This is a genomic window from Ruegeria sp. SAZD013, from assembly GCF_059612525.1.
Genome location: NZ_JBXWQT010000035.1, coordinates 36104 through 56532 on the forward strand (window position 1 = coordinate 36104; position 20429 = coordinate 56532).

The 20429-nt window shown below is 58.0% G+C and carries 24 protein-coding genes; 14 read left to right on the top strand and 10 right to left on the bottom strand.

The genetic code is table 11. From position 1 onward, the window contains the following. Positions 1-3 precede the first annotated feature (3 nt). The 3 genes from yaaA to AC2FLU_RS17145 form a co-directional block, all read right to left on the bottom strand. Positions 4-774 (bottom strand): peroxide stress protein YaaA, encoded by a 771-nt coding sequence (gene yaaA, locus AC2FLU_RS17135; protein ID WP_480606139.1) that lies wholly within the window; start codon positions 772-774, stop codon positions 4-6. A 32-nt stretch (positions 775-806) separates the two neighbouring features. Further along, complete coding sequence (gene recQ / locus AC2FLU_RS17140) at positions 807-2846, bottom strand: DNA helicase RecQ (RefSeq protein WP_496812058.1); 2040 nt, start codon at positions 2844-2846, stop codon at positions 807-809. Positions 2847-2924: 78 nt separating this feature from the next. After that, complete coding sequence (locus AC2FLU_RS17145) at positions 2925-3212, bottom strand: YggT family protein (RefSeq protein WP_170382138.1); 288 nt, start codon at positions 3210-3212, stop codon at positions 2925-2927. Positions 3213-3341: 129 nt separating this feature from the next. On the opposite strand from AC2FLU_RS17145, the gene AC2FLU_RS17150 reads away from it, so the two are divergent. The 4 genes from AC2FLU_RS17150 (at position 3342) to AC2FLU_RS17165 (ending at position 7162) form a co-directional block, all read left to right on the top strand. Continuing rightward, entirely contained in the window at positions 3342-4709 is a 1368-nt protein-coding gene (locus tag AC2FLU_RS17150; protein ID WP_480474496.1) for an MFS transporter, read from the top strand. Further along, the gene (mepA, locus tag AC2FLU_RS17155) at positions 4706-5569 is read left to right on the top strand and encodes a penicillin-insensitive murein endopeptidase (RefSeq protein WP_480474498.1); all 864 of its coding nucleotides are present in this window, start codon (positions 4706-4708) and stop codon (positions 5567-5569) included. Before AC2FLU_RS17150 ends, mepA begins: the two co-directional genes overlap by 4 nt. Continuing rightward, positions 5542-6426: an esterase-like activity of phytase family protein gene (locus AC2FLU_RS17160; protein WP_496808122.1), complete on the top strand. Its 885-nt coding sequence runs from the start codon at positions 5542-5544 to the stop codon at positions 6424-6426. Before mepA ends, AC2FLU_RS17160 begins: the two co-directional genes overlap by 28 nt. 91 nt (positions 6427-6517) lie before the next feature. Continuing rightward, positions 6518-7162, top strand: coding sequence for a queuosine precursor transporter (locus AC2FLU_RS17165; protein WP_496808123.1), 645 nt, complete (start codon positions 6518-6520; stop codon positions 7160-7162). Between the two features lie 338 nt (positions 7163-7500). On the opposite strand, the gene AC2FLU_RS17170 is transcribed toward AC2FLU_RS17165, so the two are convergent. After that, positions 7501-8367 carry a LysR family transcriptional regulator gene (locus AC2FLU_RS17170; RefSeq protein ID WP_480494973.1) on the bottom strand — a complete coding sequence of 289 codons (867 nt, stop codon included), beginning with the start codon at positions 8365-8367 and terminating at the stop codon, positions 7501-7503. 256 nt (positions 8368-8623) lie between these two features. Between AC2FLU_RS17170 and AC2FLU_RS17175 the strand changes: the two genes are divergently transcribed. Then, a complete protein-coding gene (locus AC2FLU_RS17175) occupies positions 8624-8872 on the top strand; it encodes an EF-hand domain-containing protein (protein WP_480474506.1) in 249 nt (82 codons plus the stop codon). 48 nt (positions 8873-8920) lie between these two features. Continuing rightward, complete coding sequence (locus tag AC2FLU_RS17180) at positions 8921-9256, top strand: SPW repeat domain-containing protein (protein ID WP_496714616.1); 336 nt, start codon at positions 8921-8923, stop codon at positions 9254-9256. 49 nt (positions 9257-9305) lie between these two features. Here the strand turns inward: AC2FLU_RS17180 and AC2FLU_RS17185 are convergent, their stop codons facing one another. From AC2FLU_RS17185 to AC2FLU_RS17200, 4 genes are read right to left on the bottom strand one after another with little or no spacing between them, the layout of a single operon-like run. Beyond that, complete coding sequence (locus AC2FLU_RS17185; protein WP_480474510.1) at positions 9306-10340, bottom strand: succinylglutamate desuccinylase/aspartoacylase family protein; 1035 nt, start codon at positions 10338-10340, stop codon at positions 9306-9308. A 5-nt stretch (positions 10341-10345) separates the two neighbouring features. After that, positions 10346-11251 carry a 30S ribosomal protein S6--L-glutamate ligase gene (rimK, locus tag AC2FLU_RS17190; protein ID WP_480474512.1) on the bottom strand — a complete coding sequence of 302 codons (906 nt, stop codon included), beginning with the start codon at positions 11249-11251 and terminating at the stop codon, positions 10346-10348. Continuing rightward, positions 11248-11748 (bottom strand): ATP-dependent zinc protease family protein, encoded by a 501-nt coding sequence (locus tag AC2FLU_RS17195; RefSeq protein ID WP_480474514.1) that lies wholly within the window; start codon positions 11746-11748, stop codon positions 11248-11250. Before AC2FLU_RS17195 ends, rimK begins: the two co-directional genes overlap by 4 nt. A gap of 5 nt (positions 11749-11753) precedes the next feature. After that, complete coding sequence (locus tag AC2FLU_RS17200) at positions 11754-12032, bottom strand: hypothetical protein (RefSeq protein WP_480474516.1); 279 nt, start codon at positions 12030-12032, stop codon at positions 11754-11756. 96 nt (positions 12033-12128) lie between these two features. Here AC2FLU_RS17200 and mgtE point away from each other — a divergent pair, with 96 nt between their 5' ends. Together mgtE and AC2FLU_RS17210 are read left to right on the top strand one after the other, a co-directional pair. Next, positions 12129-13493, top strand: coding sequence for a magnesium transporter (mgtE, locus tag AC2FLU_RS17205; RefSeq protein WP_496714617.1), 1365 nt, complete (start codon positions 12129-12131; stop codon positions 13491-13493). A gap of 56 nt (positions 13494-13549) precedes the next feature. After that, a complete protein-coding gene (locus AC2FLU_RS17210; RefSeq protein ID WP_480474520.1) occupies positions 13550-13999 on the top strand; it encodes a CBS domain-containing protein in 450 nt (149 codons plus the stop codon). A 40-nt stretch (positions 14000-14039) separates the two neighbouring features. Here AC2FLU_RS17210 and AC2FLU_RS17215 read toward each other — a convergent pair whose 3' ends face one another. Then, entirely contained in the window at positions 14040-14426 is a 387-nt protein-coding gene (locus AC2FLU_RS17215; protein WP_496808124.1) for a YybH family protein, read from the bottom strand. 361 nt (positions 14427-14787) lie between these two features. On the opposite strand from AC2FLU_RS17215, the gene arfB reads away from it, so the two are divergent. The 6 genes from arfB to smpB all read left to right on the top strand — a co-directional run bounded on the left by arfB (position 14788) and on the right by smpB (position 18918). Further along, the gene (arfB, locus tag AC2FLU_RS17220; protein ID WP_480555116.1) at positions 14788-15207 is read left to right on the top strand and encodes an alternative ribosome rescue aminoacyl-tRNA hydrolase ArfB; all 420 of its coding nucleotides are present in this window, start codon (positions 14788-14790) and stop codon (positions 15205-15207) included. Between the two features lie 60 nt (positions 15208-15267). Further along, the gene (locus AC2FLU_RS17225) at positions 15268-16014 is read left to right on the top strand and encodes an SDR family oxidoreductase (RefSeq protein WP_480474526.1); all 747 of its coding nucleotides are present in this window, start codon (positions 15268-15270) and stop codon (positions 16012-16014) included. A gap of 82 nt (positions 16015-16096) precedes the next feature. Beyond that, positions 16097-17113: a P1 family peptidase gene (locus AC2FLU_RS17230; protein WP_496808143.1), complete on the top strand. Its 1017-nt coding sequence runs from the start codon at positions 16097-16099 to the stop codon at positions 17111-17113. Positions 17114-17226: 113 nt separating this feature from the next. After that, the gene (locus tag AC2FLU_RS17235; RefSeq protein WP_480625091.1) at positions 17227-17640 is read left to right on the top strand and encodes a c-type cytochrome; all 414 of its coding nucleotides are present in this window, start codon (positions 17227-17229) and stop codon (positions 17638-17640) included. A 200-nt stretch (positions 17641-17840) separates the two neighbouring features. Continuing rightward, complete coding sequence (gene idi / locus AC2FLU_RS17240; protein WP_496808125.1) at positions 17841-18383, top strand: isopentenyl-diphosphate Delta-isomerase; 543 nt, start codon at positions 17841-17843, stop codon at positions 18381-18383. Between the two features lie 58 nt (positions 18384-18441). Then, positions 18442-18918: an SsrA-binding protein SmpB gene (gene smpB, locus AC2FLU_RS17245; RefSeq protein ID WP_267365868.1), complete on the top strand. Its 477-nt coding sequence runs from the start codon at positions 18442-18444 to the stop codon at positions 18916-18918. On the opposite strand, the gene glpK is transcribed toward smpB, so the two are convergent. Then, on the bottom strand, positions 18915-20393 hold the full coding sequence (gene glpK, locus AC2FLU_RS17250; RefSeq protein WP_496808126.1) for a glycerol kinase GlpK: 1479 nt from the start codon (positions 20391-20393) through the stop codon (positions 18915-18917). The genes smpB and glpK overlap by 4 nt on opposite strands. Between the last annotated feature and the right edge of the window lie 36 nt (positions 20394-20429).

The following is a 20429-nucleotide window of genomic DNA, read 5'->3' on the forward strand; positions in this document are numbered from 1 at the left end:
GTTTCAGGCCGCATATGGTCTGACGAAAACGGGCTTATCCGCTTCCGACAGATCAGGGCGGTATTCATAGCCGCCACTGTCGAAATCCAGCAGCGCCTTAGGATCGGTCAGGCGGTGTTGGATGACATACCGCGCCATGGCACCGCGTGCCTTTTTGGCAAAAAAGCTCACAATCTTTGGGGTGCCGCCCCTATCTTCCATGAAGACCGGTGTGATGACGCGCAGGTTCAGGGCATTCAAATCCACCGCACCAAAATACTCCTGACTGGCACAATTCACCAGAATGTCGCTGTTAATTTCGGCTCCTTGCGCGTTCAGTGCCTTGCTGAGCTGATCGCACCAGTATTCGTAAAGGTTCTTCCCTCTTCGGGTTTTCAGCTTGCTGCCCATCTCAAGCCGGTAGGGCTGTATCGCGTCGAGTGGCCGCAACACACCATAAAGCCCGGAAAGGATGCGCAAGTGGTCTTGCGCCCATAACAGCTCGTCTTCGTCCAGCGAAGCAGCTTCAAGCCCTTGATATGTGTCGCCAGCAAAAGCAAGCGCAGCCGGGCGTGTGACCTTGGCGTCGGGTGCATCCGAAAAAGCGCGATACCGGTCGCGGTTCAGGCGTGCCAGATCGTCGCTCAGGTCCATCAGTTTCTTCAGATCACCCAGCGTCAGGTTGCGAGCGGTTTTGGACAGCCGGATCGCATCCTCCTGAAAATCGGGCTGCGTTACCCCGACATTCCGCTCTGCCCAGTCCAGCCGTTTGGCCGGGGAAATCACGATCAGCATATCCGCCCTCTTTCTTGCCTGTTCGGGGGTATCTAGCCCGCCTCACGCAGCACTTCCAGAAAAGCGGCGCCAAACCTTTCGTGACGTCGATCACCCAGCACCTGTGCAATTCCACGGGGATCATCGGGGCGCAGTTGCGCAACTTTTGCCAATTGTGAGGCCGAGCAGGTCAGGGGCTTGTCGATCCCGGCTGGACCGCGCGACAGCAAAGACTGAACTTTCATCAAGCGGTCGTAAATCTCACCCTGATCGCGTCCAGCCAGCTTTCGCCGCGCCGGATGAACGCTTCTTGCTTCGCCCGCGATTACTTCAAGGAACGTATCGCCATAGCGTTCCAGCTTTTTGGCGCCAACACCGCCGATCCGGGCCATATCGTCCAGCGTTACAGGGCGCTTTTCAGCCATCTCGATAAGCGTGCGGTCGGGAAAGATCACATAGGCCGGAACACGTGCAGCTTCAGACAGGGCACGGCGTTTGGCCTTGAGCGCTGACAGCAGCGGGGCGTCCTCTTCGGAAACCATTGCCTTGACCGCAGGCCGACGTACCGCATTGCGCAACGTATCCTTGCGTAAGTTGATTTGCGCCTCGCCTTTCAGGATTGGTTTTGCCGCCTCGGTCATGCGCAATGCGCCGTGACGGTCGGGGTCGGGGCGGACCAGATCGTGGCCCATCATCTGCCGGAAAATGGCCTGCCATTGCGGGCGCGTCCAATCCTTTCCGATGCCAAAGGTGGACAAATCCTCATGGCGGCGGGCGCAGATTTTGTCGGTCTCGTTTCCCAACAGGATATCGATCAAATGGCCTGTACCGAACCATTCCTCGGTCCGCAGGATCGCGGACAGGGCCATACGTACCGGAGTTGTGCCGTCGAAAACTTCGGGCGGGCTGTCGCACAGATCGCATTTGCCGCAGCGTGCTATGGTCTCGCCAAAGTAACCTAACAATGTCTGACGGCGGCATTCCAAGGCTTCGGCCAGACCCAGCAAGGCGTTCAGGCGCGCATGATCGGCCATGCGGCGCTCGGGCGGCGCTAGACCCTCGTCAATTTGTGAACGCCGCAGGCGAATGTCATCGGGGCCGAACAGGGTCAGCGTTTCGGCCGGGCCGCCATCGCGTCCGGCACGTCCGATTTCCTGATAATAGGCTTCGATCGATTTGGGCAGGTCCGCATGGGCGACCCAACGGATATCGGGTTTGTCGATGCCCATGCCAAAAGCCACTGTGGCGACGACGATCAACCCGTCCTCAAGCGCGAAACGGGTTTCGACAATGCGGCGATCTTCGGGGTCCATTCCACCGTGATAGTAGCAGGCCGAGTGTCCCTCGGCGCGCAGGGCCTGAGCAATCACCTCGGTTTTGTTTCTGGTGCCGCAATAAACGATGCCGGACTGGCCTTTGCGCGCATCTGCGAAATCAAGGATCTGCTTGCGCGGCCCGTCCTTTGCGGCAAAGGCCAGATGAATGTTTGGCCGGTCAAATCCGCGCAGAAATTTGCGCGGCTCAATGCCATCGAACAGTTTTTCGACAATCTCATCCTGCGTTTCGGCGTCCGCCGTGGCGGTAAACGCGGCCAGCGGCACTTTCAGGGCGCGCCGCAACTCTCCGATCCGCAGGTAATCAGGGCGAAAGTCATGCCCCCATTGACTGACGCAATGGGCTTCGTCCACAGCGATCAGGCTGACGTTGATCCGACGGAGCATCCCAAGCGCAGACCCGGCAGCCAGACGTTCGGGCGCCATGTAAAGCAGCTTCAGCCGCCCGTCCTCCAGCGCATCCCAGACGGCCTCGGTTTCCTCGGGCGTGTTGCCGGATGTCAGCGCACCGGCCTCGACCCCGGCCTCTTGCAAGCCGCGTACCTGATCGCGCATCAGGGCTATGAGTGGAGATATAACCACCGTCACCCCGTCGCGGAGCAGGGCAGGCAATTGAAAACATAAGGATTTACCGCCACCCGTGGGCATGATCGCCATCACGTTTTCACCTGCCTTCACGGCGTCGACAATCTCTTCCTGCCCAGGGCGGAAGGCGTCGAATCCAAAGACATCTCGCAGCAAGGGTGCGGCGTCGAACATATGCGGGGGTGCCCTGTTTTAAGGTTTATCTGCTCTTAAGACAGGACAATCACATACTAAGATTCAGTGAACAAGTGGTCAGTAAAAATAGGGCGCGTTGTTGATAAGGATGATCCGCAAAGCATAGACGCCGATCAGCACCACCAGCGGGGTCAAATCCAACCCACCCATATTGGGTAGAACGCGGCGGATCGGCCCGTAAATAGGCTCTAAAATGCGATTTAACCCGTACCAGATTTGTGCAACCAGTTGTTGGTGCAGGTTGAGCACCTGAAAGTTAATCAGCCAGCTCATGATCACATGGGCCAGAATGATGAACCAGACAATGTCCAGGATCAGCAGCAGGATTTGGATCAGCGACAGCATGGGGTCTCCGTTTTCTTGTTGGTCGAGACCTAAGCACCCTTTCAGCAAAGAGCAAGTAGGCTGAACTCTGCGCTTGCGAATTGCCCCAAAGCCCCGTTTTATGACCACAACAAGAAAACAGGGGCAGAAATGGCAGAAATATCCAAGCGCAGGCGTATCTGGGGCTGGTGGTTCTTCGATTGGGCCAGTCAGCCCTATCACACCCTTTTGGTAACGTTCGTGTTCGGCCCTTATTTCGCAGGTGTCGCTGCGGAGTATTATCTGGCATCCGGCCTGGACGCAGGGTCTGCAGACGCACAGGCACAGGTGGTCTGGGCCAACTGCATGACCATAGTCGGTTTGATTATTGCCTTCGGTGCGCCGCTGATGGGGGCGATGGCTGATGTGTCGGGTCGGCGCATCCCCTGGATATTCGCCTTTTCCGTGATGTACGCCGTAGGTTCCGGCGCGCTTTGGTACACGATGCCCGATGGCTCGAACATGTGGTTGATGCTGTCTGCCTTCGGTCTGGGTTTCATCGGTGCGGAGTACGCCCTGATTTTCATCAATTCCCAACTGCCCGATCTGGGTGATGACAGCGAAGTGGGCGAAATCTCCGGCTCGGGCTTTGCTTTTGGCTATTTCGGTGGCCTGATCTCGCTGGCGATCATGCTTGCGCTGTTTGTGGAGCAGGCCAACGGCAAAACGCTGATCGGAATGGACCCCTTGTTTGGGCTGGATGCGTCGCAACAGCAGGGCACGCGCTTTGTTGGCCCGTTTACTGCTGGGTGGTTCATTCTGTTCATGGTGCCCTACTTCCTTTGGGTCCATGACGACGAACCGAAAAACAAAAAGGGCAGCGTTGCCGAGGCGCTGCGACTGTTGGCAAAATCAGTGTCTAACCTGCGCCATCGCACCAGTTTGGCCAGTTACCTGGGCTCATCCATGTTCTATCGGGATGCGCTGAACGGGCTTTACAGTTTTGGCGGGGTCTATGCCCGGCTGGTGTTGGAATGGGACCTGATCAAGATCGGTGTTTTCGGCATCGTCAGCGTTCTGGCCGCAGCGGCCTTTTCCTGGGTGGGCGGCAAACTGGATAAGAAATATGGCCCCAAGCCCGTGATTATCGTTGCGATCTGGGTGTTGATCCTTGTCTGCATCACCATCGTCTCAATGGACCGGTCCCAGATTTTCGGTATCGCCATGTCCGAAGGGTCAGGCTTGCCGGATGTGGTTTTCTTTGGCTGCGGTATCCTGATCGGAGGCATGGGCGGCATTCTACAGTCCTGTAGCCGGTCGATGATGGTCCGGCATACGGACCCGGCAACCCCCGTCGAGAGCTTTGGCCTTTATGGTCTGTCGGGTCGTGCCACCGCCTTTGCTGCGCCACTTCTGATCGGGATCGCCACCACGGTGACCGGTAGCGCTCGTCTGGGGGTGTCACCCATCGTTCTGTTGTTTATTCTGGGTCTATTCCTGATGCGCTGGGTGAGACCTGAAGGGGATCAGAGCAGATGAAAATAAAACGCTTTTTGATCGTTTTGGCTGCGCTTGCTTTTGCAGGCACTGCGGCGGCAGAACCGCTGGCAAAGCAGTTGTTCGGGGCGCAGAAACAAGCTTCCCAGCAAAAACCGGCCGCTTTCGGCAGTTATTCGCGCGGATGTGCTGCGGGGGCAATTCAACTGCCTGAAACGGGGCCTACATGGCAGGCAATGCGCTTGTCGCGCAATCGCAACTGGGGGCATCCGCAGACGATTGACTACGTTCAGGACCTCAGCAGGTTTGCAGCCAGCCAGCCGGGATGGAACGGTCTCTATATAGGGGATATCAGCCAGCCACGCGGCGGGCCGATGACCTCGGGCCATCGCAGTCATCAGTTGGGGCTGGACATCGATGTCTGGATGTTGCCCGGCGATAACATGCGCCTGAGCCGCAAGTCGCGCGAAAATATCTCGTCCATCTCTCTTCGTCGTTCCAATGGCGCTTACGTCAACGGAAACTGGACCAAGCAGCATCATGCGCTGTTGCGCGAAGCGGCAAAAGACAAGCGCGTCGCCCGGATCTTCGTGTTTCCTGGGGCCAAGGTTCAGATGTGCGACGATGAAAAGGGGAACCGCGACTATCTGCGCAAGATTAGGCCCTGGTGGGGACATCACTATCATTTCCACGTGCGACTGAACTGTCCCAGAGGGTCAAAGGGCTGCGTGAATCAAGACCCACCCCCCAAGGGCGATGGCTGCGCTGAGGCCCGTCAATGGGTACACAACATCCTGAACCCGCCGCCACCCGATCCGAATGCGCCGCCGCCGAAGAAACGCCGGGAATACGTTCTGTCCGACTTGCCGCAACAATGCTCCGCCGTTTTGCAATCCAACTGAGTGTAGCGCTGTTTCTTGCCCCGGTGGCCGCCGCGCTGGATGTGAAATCCGCAGCCCACCTGAATAGTTTCGTTTGGCGGCATCCAGCAAGCTGGTTTGGCGGGTTTTCAGCGATTCACATCTCGGACGACGGACGCCATATGATTGCGCTTAGCGACCGGGCGCGGATCGTGACTGCGCTGATTGAGCGGAGCGAAGGCCAGATCGCGGATATTCACGTTCTTGGTCAATGGCCGGTGCTGTCCAGCCAAGGACACATCATGAAAGGCGGCGTAGGTGACTCCGAAGGGATCGCAGTGACGCCGGATAGCGGGATATTCATCTCGTTCGAAGGGGTGCACCGTGTCGCCTATTACCTTGCGCCGGGCTCCAGCGCGCGCGTATTGCCACGCCCGAATGCGTTCCGGAACCTTGCCGAAAATGGTTCTTTCGAAGCTCTGGCCATTGATGGACGCGGCTGGCTTTACACTTTGCCGGAAAAGAACCGCACCGCTAAGGGGGACATTCCGGTTTACCGTTGGAATGGCGACACATGGTCGACCCCGTTTGTTCTGCCACAGCGTGGCGGCTTTAAACCCGTTGCCGCGGATTTCGGTCCCGATGGGCGGTTTTACGTTTTGGAACGCAAGGTATCCTTGGTCGGTTTCCGATCACGACTGCGGCGATGGGTCGTGGTAAACGAGAACCCAGGCGCCGAGGAAACCCTGTTCGAAACCGGAACGGGCGCGCATGACAACCTCGAAGGATTGTCGGTCTGGCGCGACGGGCAGGGCCTGTTGCGCGCCACGATGATCTCTGATGACAACTTTCTGGCGGTGCAGCGGACCGAACTTGTGGAATACCTGCTGCCCGATTGACAGGGCGCAGGCAAAGGTCTAAAGGCACGGCTTGCCTTGGGACGGTCCCTTGGCCAAGTCGCCGCTACCTTGTCAAAACGGGCATCAAAACATGCAACGTAACTATATTCCCGGCATTATTGCCATGGCCGCCATTGTTGTGGCCTCGAACATTCTGGTCCAGTTCCTGATCCTTGACGGTCTGCTGACTTGGGGTGCTTTCACCTATCCGCTGGCCTTTCTGGTCACTGACATCATGAACCGCGTCTATGGCGTTGGTCCGGCCCGCAAGGTCGTGTTTGCCGGATTTGTCACCGGTGTCATCTGTTCGCTGATCGGCAGCCAGATCATGTTGCAGGGTGACGGGTTCACCTATGCTGCCGTACCGCTGCGCATCGCCGTTGCATCGGGAACCGCTTTCCTGATCGCGCAACTGACGGATGTTACCGTGTTCAATTCCCTACGCGGTGGTCGCTGGTGGCGCGCGCCGCTGGTGTCGACGCTGGTAGGGTCGGCACTGGATACCGCGATCTTCTTCACGCTTGCCTTTTCGGCTTCGGTCACTTTCTTCGGCGCCAATGCCGACGCTGCAATCAACTGGGCGTGGGAACCTGTTCCTTTCATGCTGTCCGGCCCGATGGCACCGCATTGGGTGACGCTGGCTTTTGCGGACTGGATGGTGAAGCTTTCACTGGCGCTGATCGCCCTGATCCCGTTCAAGGTGATCGTTGCGCGGCTGACTGCGCAGCCTGTGTAAAAAAACGCTTTGAGAATGGCACAACTTGTGGCACGCTTCTTTTCAACCGCAACAGATAGAAAAGGAGGTGATCCAGTGTCAAGAAAGAGATTGGAGAGAGGTGTCGGAACAACCGGGGGGATCGCCCGTTAGGGCAGCCCTTGGCGGAGCGCTCGCTCCGGCTGGTCGATTGATCTAACCGACCCGACCTCCTGAACTTTCGAAGGGCCGTCTTGCTGGGGCGGCCCTTTTTGTTCCCGTCACCTTCTGGGGGCGGTCAAAATTCACTATGCGCTGGGGCTGGCTGAGTTCGATCCAATGTTAGAACCCGATCGCGGCAAAGGCGTGAATACGTGTTGTCAAAGCTTCGGTGCCTGGCCGCGTGCACTTGATGTCTGGCAAAGCTGCCGAGCGGCCTGACCCGGATATCCTTCTTCCTCGCTTTCATCGAACACGACATAGGCGGCATAAGCGAATCTGGGTGCCGTTTCGACCAGCTTGAGCCACCCGTTGCAAAGTTCCGGTTCGACAACGCGCCTAGGGAAATATCCGGCCGAGGGAACCGACCGAAGATATTGCAGGCCGAGGGTGCCTATGCCCAGCTGAAGGCGCGGCGCATCAAGCCCTGGAAAGTTCAGCATATGATCGGCGCGAAACTCCGGGCCCCAGTCTATCAGGATATAAGCGTTGCCCAGATCAGCGGGGAGGGCTTCCGGGCCGCTGCTGACAAGAACAAACTCGTCCTCGAAAAGCTGGAGCGCGGTCAAGCCAGGTGCGTTTCGCGGCCGGTACATGATGGCAAGATCCAGGTTGCCTTCCTCGATCTCGCGCGTGAGTGTTTCCGACGGGGCCGCTGTCGCCCGGATAGCGACGTCAGGTAGTGCCGCCATCAACTCGGGAAGGGCGTTGATCAGATAGCCGTCCCAAAGGCTTGGTGTTGCGCCGATTTCCAAAGCAGCTGCCATCGAGGCAGGCAGACCGGCATCCAGCTTGGCCTGGGTCCACGTTCGCACCAGAACCTGTGCATGTTTGAGGAAATGCCGCCCGGCAATGGTCAAGGTCGCACCAGACTTGCTGCGTTCAAACACGGGCTGTCCAAGCTGTTGTTCGAGCGTTCGGATTCGCATGCTAACGGTCGATTGCGTAACATGGACCTTGTCCGCTGCATCAAGAAAAGTGCCGGTTTCAACGACCGCAAGGAAGGTTCGGGCGAGTTCAATATCCATCGTTCACCTATTTGAATATTCGATATTATTGGCGATATAAATTCGTTATTCAACGCTATGCGAATGTGCGATATACGCCTTGTAGCGCGAAAGTGCCCCCACCGGATCGGACCGCCAATCAACAGTTTTCATCGCAAAGTGGACAACCCGATCTGCGGAACAGGTGCAATCTGTCTGCCTTAGATAAGCCTCCGACACCCTAGCGCTGCACCAACCCCTCAATGGGTAAACCGCCCATTCCCTGATGGAGAACAAAATGAGTCGAGTTTCTGTTGTTGCTCTGCTCGCGTCATTCCTTGCCCTTCCGGCCGCTGCCTTGCCGGTAGGACTGGACACGGACGGTGATGGTCTGGCTTCGCTGACCGAGCTACAGACAAAGTACCCCGATATTACCAGTGAGAGCTTTGCCGAAATTGACACGGATGCCGATGGTTTCGTCAATGACGAAGAAATGGTCGCCGCGGTCGAGGCCGAGTTGCTTCCTGATCCCAAAGGTGACGAATAAGCCGGGGTTGCCAAGAACATGAGAAACCCCTCTCCACCCTACAGGTGGATGCTTGCCGGGATGGGTATCTGGTTAGTGCTGTCCCCATTTGTACTGTTCAGCCAGAAAACCCTAGCTCACGGTTCGTCTGACCGTGAGTCGCTCGCCTTCATGACGATCGGTATTGGTGTGTTGGTCATGTCAGGCGCTAGCGGCCGGGGCCACCTTCTCGCACGGGTGGCTCCGGTATTGGCGGTTGGGGCAATACTGATCGCCGCGCCGGAGGTGCTGCATTTTACCGGTCATGGTGTGGCAGTGGCAAATGCTTGGCTCACGGGATCTGCGCTGATCGCGCTCGCCGCTTGGGAGGCGCTGGCGAGCAACAGATTGCGTGCAATCCTGTAGGCTGGCGCGGGGCGGGCAACTGCCCCGCGTTTTCTTTTGGCTCCAAAATCTAAATGATCTCGTCCTCATCGAACATCGGATCGCCGTCAAGCTGGCTGGCAATCGTATCGACCCGCATTTCGACATCCGAGCCGGTCGTTTCAGCAATATGAAACAACGCGTCGCCTTCATGAACGACAGGCAGATTTGTACGCCCAACGATGATACCCGTGGTTTCGCAGATGATATCGGTCCTGAGTTCTCCGAACGGGTCGGAAATGCGTCCAAGCAGGTCACCAGCGGCGACGTATTCTCCGGCGGCTTTGAAAGTCCGCAACAGGCCACCGGCGGGCGCGCGCATCCACGAACTTGACCTGACATGGACAGGCTTTTCGCGCACAGCGGCAATGCCACGCTTGGCAACCATTCCCTTTGCGTTCATCACCCGAAGGATGCCTGCAACCCCCGCCCGCGCAGACAGTTCGTCGAAACGCAGACCCTCACCACCTTCGAACAGCAGGATATCCACACCACGCTCTTGCGCGGCCTTGCGCAGTGACCCGTCGCGCAGCTTTGAAATCAGCACAACAGGCGCACCGAACGCATCAGCGTATTTGAGGGTGACATCCGAAGCCGGAGAGACGCGGATCTGCGGCAGATTGGTGCGGTGTATCGCGGCAGAATGAAGATCAATCCCCAGGTCCGACCGCTCGACGATCTCGGTCATGAAAAGATGCGCCAGCCGACCGGCCAGCGACCCTCCTTCGCTGCCGGGGAAGGATCGGTTCAGGTCGCGCCTGTCAGGAAGGTATCGGGAATGTGTCATGAAACCAAAGGCATTCACGATCGGGATAACCAGCAAGGTACCCGCAAGCTTGTCAAGCTGTGGCGCCCGAAGCAGCCGCCGTGCGATCTCCACGCCGATCACCTCATCGCCGTGAACGGCGGCACTGACAAACAGGACCGGTCCGGGGCGGCGGCCGTGAACCACGTGTACTGACATGCTCACTGGGGTATGATCCGACAGCACGCTGACCGGCAAATCCAGAGTGGTTCGTGTACCGGGCGGTACGCGAAAACCCCCGATTTCAAAGGGACCGCGCATCGCCTCTACCCACGGCCTCGTGTCTTCGTGTTGCCTTTGGCCGCATTCTTTTCGAGAAATTCGATGATTTTGCCCGCGACATCGATGCCGGTGGCCTTTTCAACGCCTTCAAGCCCGGGTGAGGAGTTCACTTCCATAACCACGGCACCGTGATTGGCCCGCAGCATATCGACACCACAGACATTCAGGCCCATCGCTTTGGCCGCACGCACGGCTGTCGAGCGTTCCTCGGGCGAGATTCTGATGGGCTTGGCGCTGCCACCCCGATGCAGGTTTGATCTGAACTCGCCCTCGGCCCCTTTTCGTTGCATCGCCGCGATCACCTTTCCACCGACCACAAGCGCACGAATATCCGTGCCGCCTGCTTCCTTGATGAACTCCTGTACCATGATGTTGACCTTGGCACCGCGAAACGCCTCGACCACGGATTTTGCCGACCGGTTTGAATCCGCAAGCACCACGCCGATGCCCTGCGTGCCCTCCAGCAGCTTGACCACCAGCGGAGCGTCCCCTGCCAGTTTGAGAACTTCGTCGGTCTGTTTCGGGTCATGCGCGAAGGTGGTGACCGGCAATCCGATCCCGTCACGTGCCATCAGCTGCATGGACCGCAACTTGTCACGGGATCTGCCAATTGCAACCGACTCGTTGAGCGGAAAGACACCCATGATTTCGAACTGCCGCAACACGGCCAGCCCATAGAATGTGACCGAAGCGCCGATCCGTGGGATCACCGCGTCATAGCGCCCAAGCTTCTTACCGTCGTAATAAACCTCGGGTCGGCGCGACGCGATATTCATGTAACAGCGTAGCGTGTTCACGATATCCAACTGGTGCCCGCGTTGTTCAGCAGCCTCTTTCAGACGCTGGTGGGAATACAGGTTTGGATTTCGGGCAAGCATGACAAGCTTCATTGATGTCGTCCTTCTGCGTCCTTGGATCTTGTCTTGCTTTTCATCTTTTTCGGATCTTTTCGTGCATCCAGAAGATATGAGTGGCCGGGATCGACAAGGATCCCACGCCTGCGAATGGCGGTACGGCCAAGGATCAGATCAAACTCCATCCTCGCGCGATTGGCCAGCGAAACGTCGATTAGCCACCGATGCCGTCCAAGCAGAAGCTGTGTTCTGACGATCAACCGGCGTTCCGGAATGCCACCAGTGTTCTTGATTTCCCGCTCGTCTACAACCCGCGTACGCACCCGGCCCGATGACCGGCGGTTATGGACCGGGATCATGAACTCGACCCATCGTTCGCCATCAACCTCGAACACGGTCTGGTCCACGGCATGCAGGGCTGCGGTTCTGGCACCTGTGTCTATCTTTGCCGGAATATGCTCGATCCCGAAATCAGGCAGGCTGATCCGCTCGCGCCATCCTATGACTTCGGGGTATCCTGTTTGTTTGACCATGGCGACTAAGCCACGCTGTCATCATTGGCGCGCCGGTAATTCACAAACGAATTCGCGCTCATTACAACGTAAAAACTATCCATATCGATTAACACGTACCCAAGTTCAAAAAGCGCGATCGACAGGGCGCGGATATCTGTTTCATACAAACGCCTGCGCCTGGCGATCCGACGCACCAGCTTGTCCGGAATGCGATACCGTCCGCTGACCTTGCCGCCAAACTCCTGATCGTACAAGGCGGCCAGACGTTCGGCTGCGGCTGATATCCAGTCATTTTCCTGCATGCACTTTCTTACAAATCAGAAATTTTTTTGTCTATAGGCAAATATTTTCTGTTATATGGGTGAAAGTAAGAAACTTTTACCCCCACAGGTCGGCGGATGAGCGATACGGACTCCTTACCAAGGGAAACAGGGACGCAGCTTCAGCTGGCGTTGGAAAATCGCGACGGGGCGGCGCTGGCAGACCTGCTTGATCCGCTTTCGCTCAGCGATGCCTTGCGGGAATTGCTCAACCTGCCCGTTGACCAGCGAAGCGCCGCGCTCTCGTTGCTGCCGCCGGAACGTGCGGCCGAACTGGTCGAAGAAGCGCCAAACGCGCTGGCGGTCGATCTTGTTGAACGCATGTTTTCCGATCAGGCCGCCGAAATTATCCTTGAGCTGGATTCCGACATTCAGGCGGATGTCATCGGGGAACTTGAAGACGCCGATGCAGAAGCGATCCTTGCCCGGATGAATCCGGAAGATGCGGCGGATGTCCGGCGACTGGTCGAGTATGACGACGATGTCGCCGGTGGTCTGATGGTGGCCGAAGCCTTTACCTTTTCCGATGGTGATACAGTCGGAAAGGTTCTGCGGCGTTTCGCTCATGAAGAGTACGACCTTGAACGTTACCGTGGCCAGCACCCTTACGTTTTGAATTCCGATGGCGTGCCTGTCGGGGTGCTTTCATTACGTAGCCTGCTGTCCACACGGCGAAGCATCAAACTCACCGATATCATGGTGCCCCCTATCACGGTTCCGGCCAGCATGCCGCTGGAAGAACTGGAGGACCTTTTCGATGAGCACCCTTTTCTTGGGTTGCCGGTTGTCGAAACGGACAGGAATCTTGTGGGTGTCGTTTCCCGCTCTGCCGTGAATGAGGCCCTGCTGAAGCGCGCGGAATCGGCAAGCCTGAAACGCCATGGTGTCTTTGGAGACGAACTGCGATCGATGCCTTTGCCGCTCAGGGCGCGGCGGCGGCTTCAATGGCTGTCGGCCAACATCGTGCTCAACGTAATCGCGGCCAGCGTGATTGCCGCCTACGAACAGACCCTTTCTGCCGTGATCGCTCTGGCTGTGTTCCTGCCGATGGTCTCGGATATGAGCGGTTGTTCCGGCAATCAGGCCGTTGCGGTCAGCATGCGCGAGCTGTCGCTTGGTCTGGTCCGGCCCATTGATGCTATGCGGGTCTGGCTAAAAGAGGTTTCGGTCGGCATCATCAACGGCTGTGTCCTTGGCCTGCTGATCGGACTCGTTGCCTGGATGTGGAAAGGAAACCCGTTTCTGGGTTTGGTGATTGGCGGCGCGCTGGGTTTGAACACGATCATCGCGGTATCGATCGGTGGCGTTCTGCCTTTGCTGTTAAAGCGCATCGGTCAGGACCCGGCGGTCGCCAGTGGCCCTTTGCTGACAACGATCACAGACATGGCAGGGTTTTTCCTGGTCCTGAGCCTTGCAACAGCGATGATGCCGCTCCTGAATTAGTGTTTTTCATGCGCCCCGATCAACACAGGGGTCGGGCGCTCAACCACGAGGAAGACATGACGATCTCAAGCATTGTCAAAACGCAGAACCTTAAAAAGCCGCCATTTTGCGACACTGACACAACGGTGTTCGATGCGGCCGTCACCATTGCGTTGCTGGATGTGAACGCGCTGGCGGTTCTCAGCGAAGGGAAGCTGGTCGGGATAATCACGGATCATGACGTGCTGCTGTGCCTGGCGGATTCCGGCTCAGCTTTCTACAAGCAGACAGTGGGTGACTGGATGACGGAAAAACCTGTCACCTGCGCGCTGGGCTCGAAGTTGTCCAGTGGTCTTAATCTGATGGCCAAACACAAAATCCGAAATCTTGTCGTAACTCAGAATGGAAAAGCAATTGCCATCGTCAGCAGTAAAGAAATCCTGGCACGGGTGCATGAGGAAGACGAGTTGGAGCTGAATGTGTTGCGTGACATCGCCCGCGGTGCTCAGGGCCAATCAATAGCCTGACACCCCGGTTCCATGTCTGCTCACTCTACATTCAAGGCCGCTATGGAAAGTCACTGTTAAAGATGGAAATGCTGACTGTCCAGGTGCCATCCGTCTGGCGTTTCAGGACGTTCACAAACTTCCCTTTCTCCGGCGGGTCAGAATCAGCGATAGCAAAAGACCCGACCTGATAGGCGGTACCTCCATCCACACTGAAATCGATCAACTCATTTGTATGCGTTCCACCGGTGTTTTCTTTCATTCTTTCCCGATAGGCTGCGATGAACGCCTCGCGCCCGCGCAGCAGGGGTTCTCCGGGCGCCAACAACATGACGTCTTCGGTAAAGAACGCAGCGCAGCCAGCAGCATCGCCTCGGTTAAATGCCTGATTGTACGCTTCATCAAAGTCTTCGAGCACGCGCCTCATATCCATGACGATCCCTTTCACAACCAACATTCACGAAAGATCGTTGCAGCCCTTCGCGCATTCGATTCTGCATAAGTAACGCAATATGGCCACAGCGTTGGCGGCACCTGACGTTAAATGAGCTGGGCTTGGAATACCTGACGGCGAACGCAACTGATGCGAACGGACGTCCCAGCCACCGCCAGGATTCTGCATTGCGCGAACTGCCAAAGCAGGCTTGATCGCACATATGCACTGCGCTAGGCACCGAGGATGAGGAGACTTGCTGAAATGCTGTGCCGCTATGGCTTACGCCCGCCCGCTTGTTGCGGGTTTCCGACGGCTCGGGTCAGGATCGCGACTCTTCCTTTTCATTCGCCCAAGTCACCAAGCTGACACTGACATGCTGCGCATCACCGAAGATATTGCTCTGCAAGACTGGGAAATGACCGAGAGCTTTGTGCGGTCGTCCGGTCCCGGAGGGCAGAATGTCAACAAGGTGTCGACCGCAGTCGAGCTGCGCTTCGAAGCGGTACGCTCACCGTCCTTGCCCGATCCGGTCAAGGTCCGGCTAAAGCGACTGGCCGGGCGACGCTGGACCAAAGACGGCGCGATCATCATTCAATGTGAGGAAACACGCTCGCAGGCCCGCAACCGTGAAATCGCGCGCGCGAGGCTGGCAGAACTGATCGCCCGCGCGCTGGTCAAACCCAAACGGCGGATCGCAACGAAACCGACCTATGGTTCGGTCAAGCGTCGACTTGCCGCGAAAAAGGCGCGTGGCGACGTCAAGGCGCTGCGGGGCAAGGTGTCTGAAGATTGATCTGGCATCTTGCCGGGGCGTTGATAGTCTGGCCCGCAAAGGCTGCAAAAGGGCAACGTCATGAGGCTGGAGGGAAAAACCGCAATCGTCACCGGTGGTGCATCGGGTTTTGGCGCGGGGATCGTGCAGAAATTCCTGGCCGAAGGCGCACGCGTCATGATCGCGGACATCAATGGTGACGCAGCCGCTGATATGGCGGGGCAACTTGGGGCCGGGGTATTGGCGCACCAGGTCGACGTCGGCGACAGGGCTTCAGTTCAAAAGATGGCGGACACGGCACTCGCCGCCTTTGGGGCGCTCGATATTCTGGTAAACAACGCAGGTGTCACCCACTTGCCAACCCCTCTGGAAAATGTCACCGAGGATGATTTCGACCGGGTCTTCAAGGTGAACATGAAGTCCGTCTATCTGACCGCCCGGGCATTTGTTCCCCATATGAAGGCGCGCGGCGCGGGTGCAATTCTGAACGTAGCCTCGACGGCGGGCCTGTCTCCGCGCCCGAATCTGAACTGGTACAACGCGTCCAAAGGGTGGATGATCACGGCAACCAAGACCATGGCGGTCGAACTGGCCCCAACCGGCATACGCGTGAACGCGATCTGCCCAGTGGCGGGCGAAACACCGCTGTTGAAATCTTTCATGGGCGAAGACACGCCCGAGATCCGCGCCAAGTTCCTGGCGACCATCCCACTGGGACGGTTTTCAACACCCGAAGATATGGCCAACGCCGCCTGTTTCCTGTGTTCGGACGAGGCCAGCATGATCACCGGCACCGCGCTCGAGGTCGATGGCGGCCGATGTATCTGATCCGATCTTCATCTGGCCAAAAATATCCCCGCCGGAGGCAGCGCGCGCCCGCGCGCTTCCCCGCACCAATCCCGAGTTCAAGATGATCCCTGGACCAAGAAACCTGATTACCGATGTCCCCGGCCTGGCAGTTGGAAACGCTCAGGACGATGCGCTGAAGTCCGGGACCACGGTCCTCACGGCAGATAAACCGTTCGTTGCGTCGGTCCATGTGATGGGCGGTGCACCGGGTACGCGCGAAACCGATCTGCTTGCGCCTGATAAAACCGTCACAGGGGTGGACGCGCTGGTTCTGTCCGGCGGATCGGCCTTTGGACTGGACGCCTGCTCGGGTGTTTCAGATGCGATGTGGGCTGAAGGGCGCGGGTTTCCCGTCGGTTCAGCGAAGGTTCCGATCATTCCCGGCGCGATCCTGTTTGACCTGCTCAATGGCGGTGCAAAGGATTGGGCGGAAAACCCCTATCGTGCGCTGGGGCGGGCTGCTTATCTGGGCGCTTCAAGAGATTTTGATTTGGGGTCCGTCGGGGCGGGCACCGGGGCGTTGGCCGCAATGCAGAAGGGCGGGCTTGGCTCTGCCTCGTCCATTCTGCCTGATGGAGTCACGGTCGGGGCCCTCGTTGCGGCGAACCCGCTGGGCAGTGTCACAACACCGGGTGACCGGCATTTCTGGGCAGCCCCCTTCGAAGTTGGCGATGAATTTGGCGGGCTGGGCCCCGATATGTCGCCGGATCAAAGCCGGATCCGCCGCAGCCGCAAGGCGTTGGCCATGAGTCCAGCGGAACCCGAACAGACAAACACGACCATCGCCATTGTCGCCACCGATGCCGTTCTGACCAAACCACAATGCCAGCGCCTTGCAGTAGCGGCGCATGACGGAATCGCTCGGGCCATCCTGCCTGCCCATACCCCCAACGACGGCGATTTGGTCTTTGCCCTCAGCACAGCAGCACGTCCGTTGCAGTCAGAGGCCGATCTAACTCTGATCGGGCACGCGGCCTCGCTGTGCCTGTCCCGGGCCATTGCGCGGGCGGTCTATCTGGCGACCCCGGCGGAAGGAGACCTGTTGCCCTGCTGGACCACTGTACATGACTTAAGTTAAGGACACACCATGTGTCGCAGTGGCACTGTAGATGCGCGCGGCAATCCGCGCGTTGACACTTTTATGCGCCGGGGGTCCATTCGGTGCAGCCAATTTGTATCGGAGCACAAGCTATGAATCGTATCCTCACTATCGCAATCGCTGGCCTGCTGGCGCTGCCCGCTCATGCCGAAGGCGATGCCGAAGCCGGTGAGAAAGCTTTCAACAAATGCAAGTCCTGCCACATGATCGCTGATCCGGCCGGAGAAGTCATCGTCAAAGGCGGAAAAACCGGCCCCAACCTCTATGGCGTCGCTGGCCGCTCTGCCGGAACCTACGAAGACTTCAAATATGGCGACAGCATCGTCGCAGCCGGTGAGAAGGGTTTGGTCTGGGATGAGACGTCCTTTGTGGAATACACGCAGGACCCTAAGGGCTTCCTGCAATCTTATCTGGACGACACCGCTGCCAAGTCGAAAATGACCTTCAAGCTGAAAAGTGGCAGTGAAGACGTCTTTGCCTATATAGTCAGTGTATCAGGCGAATAAACGCTAACATTGTGCACCCACGCACAAGGACCAAAGGCCGCAGCCCCTGCGGCCTTTGGTGCGATTGATACCAGTGTAGAACAGCGCCACTTTGGTATCTGACGGCAAACCGCAGAGTGTGCCGCAACGCCAAGCCAACCCGGCAATAGCTAAACCCAACATCAGCGCCCGTCAGGCGGATTGGCAGCAGGAGAGGACAGATGGGCATTATGATCCCGGCTTGGGTTGATGGTGAATTGACCCCGGTAGACAAACTTGAAGCTCACGAAAAGGGCCTCAAGCACAAGGCCGTGTCGGTGTTTGTCGTAAGGGGCACCGAGATTTTGTTGCAGCGCCGGGCGCTGGGCAAATACCACACGCCCGGCCTGTGGGCGAACACTTGCTGCACGCATCCCGACTGGGACGAAAGCTCCTCAACCTGCGCCGTGCGCCGCTTGAACGAAGAGCTGGGGATCACAGGTCTTTACCCTGAATACCGTCACCGTTTGGAATACCACGCCGATGTTGGGAACGGCATGGTGGAAAACGAAGTTGTCGACGTTTTTCTGGCCCATGTGCGCGGACCGCTGAAAATCTCACCTAATCCGGACGAAGTCATGGATATCCGCTGGATCGACTACCATGACCTGTTGGCCGAAGTGGCCCGCCACCCGGACCGGTTTACACCGTGGCTCAAGATCTACCTGCACAACCATGCGGACACGATTTTCGGCCCGGACCTGATCATTTCTGCCAAATCCTGACGCACTCCGAAAATCCCTGCCTTGCAAGGGCGGCCCAAGCCGCCTAAATCAACGCGTCATGGCCAAGCAGAAGACAGACCCGAATTACAAGGTAATCGCCGAAAACCGGCGCGCCCGCTTCGATTACGCAATCGAAGAGGACATTGAATGTGGCATCATCCTGCAAGGGTCCGAGGTCAAATCCCTGCGCGCGGGCGGCTCGAACATCGCCGAAAGCTATGCCACGGTCGATGACGGAGAGCTCTGGCTGGTCAACAGCTATATCGCGCCGTATGAGCAGGCCAAGATGTTCAAGCACGAAGAACGTCGCCGCCGCAAACTGCTGGTGTCCCGCAAGCAGATGTCGAACCTGTGGAACGCGACGCAGCGCAAGGGCATGACTCTGGTGCCGCTGGTTCTGTATTTCAACCACAGAGGACTGGCCAAGGTTAAAATCGGCATCGCCAAGGGTAAGAAAACCCACGACAAGCGCGAAACTCAGGCCAAGCGTGACTGGTCAAGGCAGAAGCAGCGCTTGTTGAAAGATCACAGCTAGAACGCCATCGCCGCTTGAACCGCCCGTTGCCAGCGATCATAGGCCGCGTCGCGTTCGGCTTGTTCTTGCGTTGGCTCGAACCGGCGGTCCAGCGCCCATGTTTGGGCAAAACCGGCCTGATCCGGGTATATCCCGGCTTTCATACCTGCCAGCCATGCGGCGCCAAGGGCGGTCGTTTCCTGCATAACCGGGCGATCCACCGGGGCACCCAGACAATCTGAAAGACCTTGCATTGTCCAGTCAGATGCACTCATCCCGCCATCGACGCGCAGGATGACATCCGCCTCGGCCCCCCAGTCGCCCTGCATGGCGTGCCACAGGTCGCGGGTCTGAAAGGCGATGCTTTCCAGCGTGGCGCGGGCAATCTCGGCCCGGCCGGAATTGCGCGTCAGCCCGAACATCGCACCGCGGCAATCCGGCTTCCAGTAAGGAGCCCCAAGACCCGTAAAGGCTGGCACCAGAATCACATGCTGGTTCGGGTCGGCCTGCGCCGCCAGATCGCCGCTTTGCGGGGCCGAATCGATGATCTGCAACGCATCGCGCAGCCATTGCACGGCGGCCCCGGCGATAAAGATCGACCCTTCCAGCGCATAGGTGCGCTGACCGTCCAATTGGTAAGCGATTGTCGTCAGAAGACGGTTTTTCGATTCAACCGGCTGCGCACCTGTGTTCAGCAGTGCGAAACAGCCCGTGCCATAGGTTGATTTCATCATACCGGGCTGGAAACAGGCCTGACCGATGGTGGCTGCCTGCTGATCGCCTGCCACACCCAGAATGTGGATGTTCCCACCAAGCAAGGTGGTTGCGCCGAAATCCGAGGCGCAATCCTGCACGTTCGGCAACATATGAACGGGTACATCCAGCAACTCGCAAATTTCAGCGCTCCAGGCGCCTTTGTGAATGTCGAACAGCAGGGTGCGGGCGGCGTTGGTGGCGTCAGTGGCATGGACACGACCTTCGGTCAGACGCCAGATCAGGAAACTGTCGATGGTGCCGAACAGCAACTCTCCGGCCTCAGCCCGCGCGCGTGCGCCTGAAACGGTGTCCAGCAGCCATTTGACCTTGGTTCCCGAGAAATAAGGGTCCAGCAGCAGGCCGGTCTGGGCGGTGACGTCATCCTCACACCCGGCCTGCTTGTATCGGGCGCAGATTTCGGCGGTGCGGCGGTCCTGCCAGACAATCGCGTTATGGATGGCCTTGCCGGTCTGCTTGTCCCAGACCACAGTGGTTTCACGCTGGTTGGTGATGCCGATACCGGTGATCTGGTCAGCCGAAACACCGGCGCTTTCCATCACCTCGCGACACACATGCAGAACGCTGGACCAGATATCCTCGGGGTCGTGTTCAACCCAACCTTCTTGCGGGAAATGCTGGGGGAACTCCTGCTGAGCGGTGCCAACACGGTTCATCTGCCCGTCGAACAGGATCGCGCGCGAGGACGTGGTGCCCTGATCAATTGCTAAAATATAGGTCATGTCCGCTCTCCCCCGGTGTCATTTTGCGCGACTTTA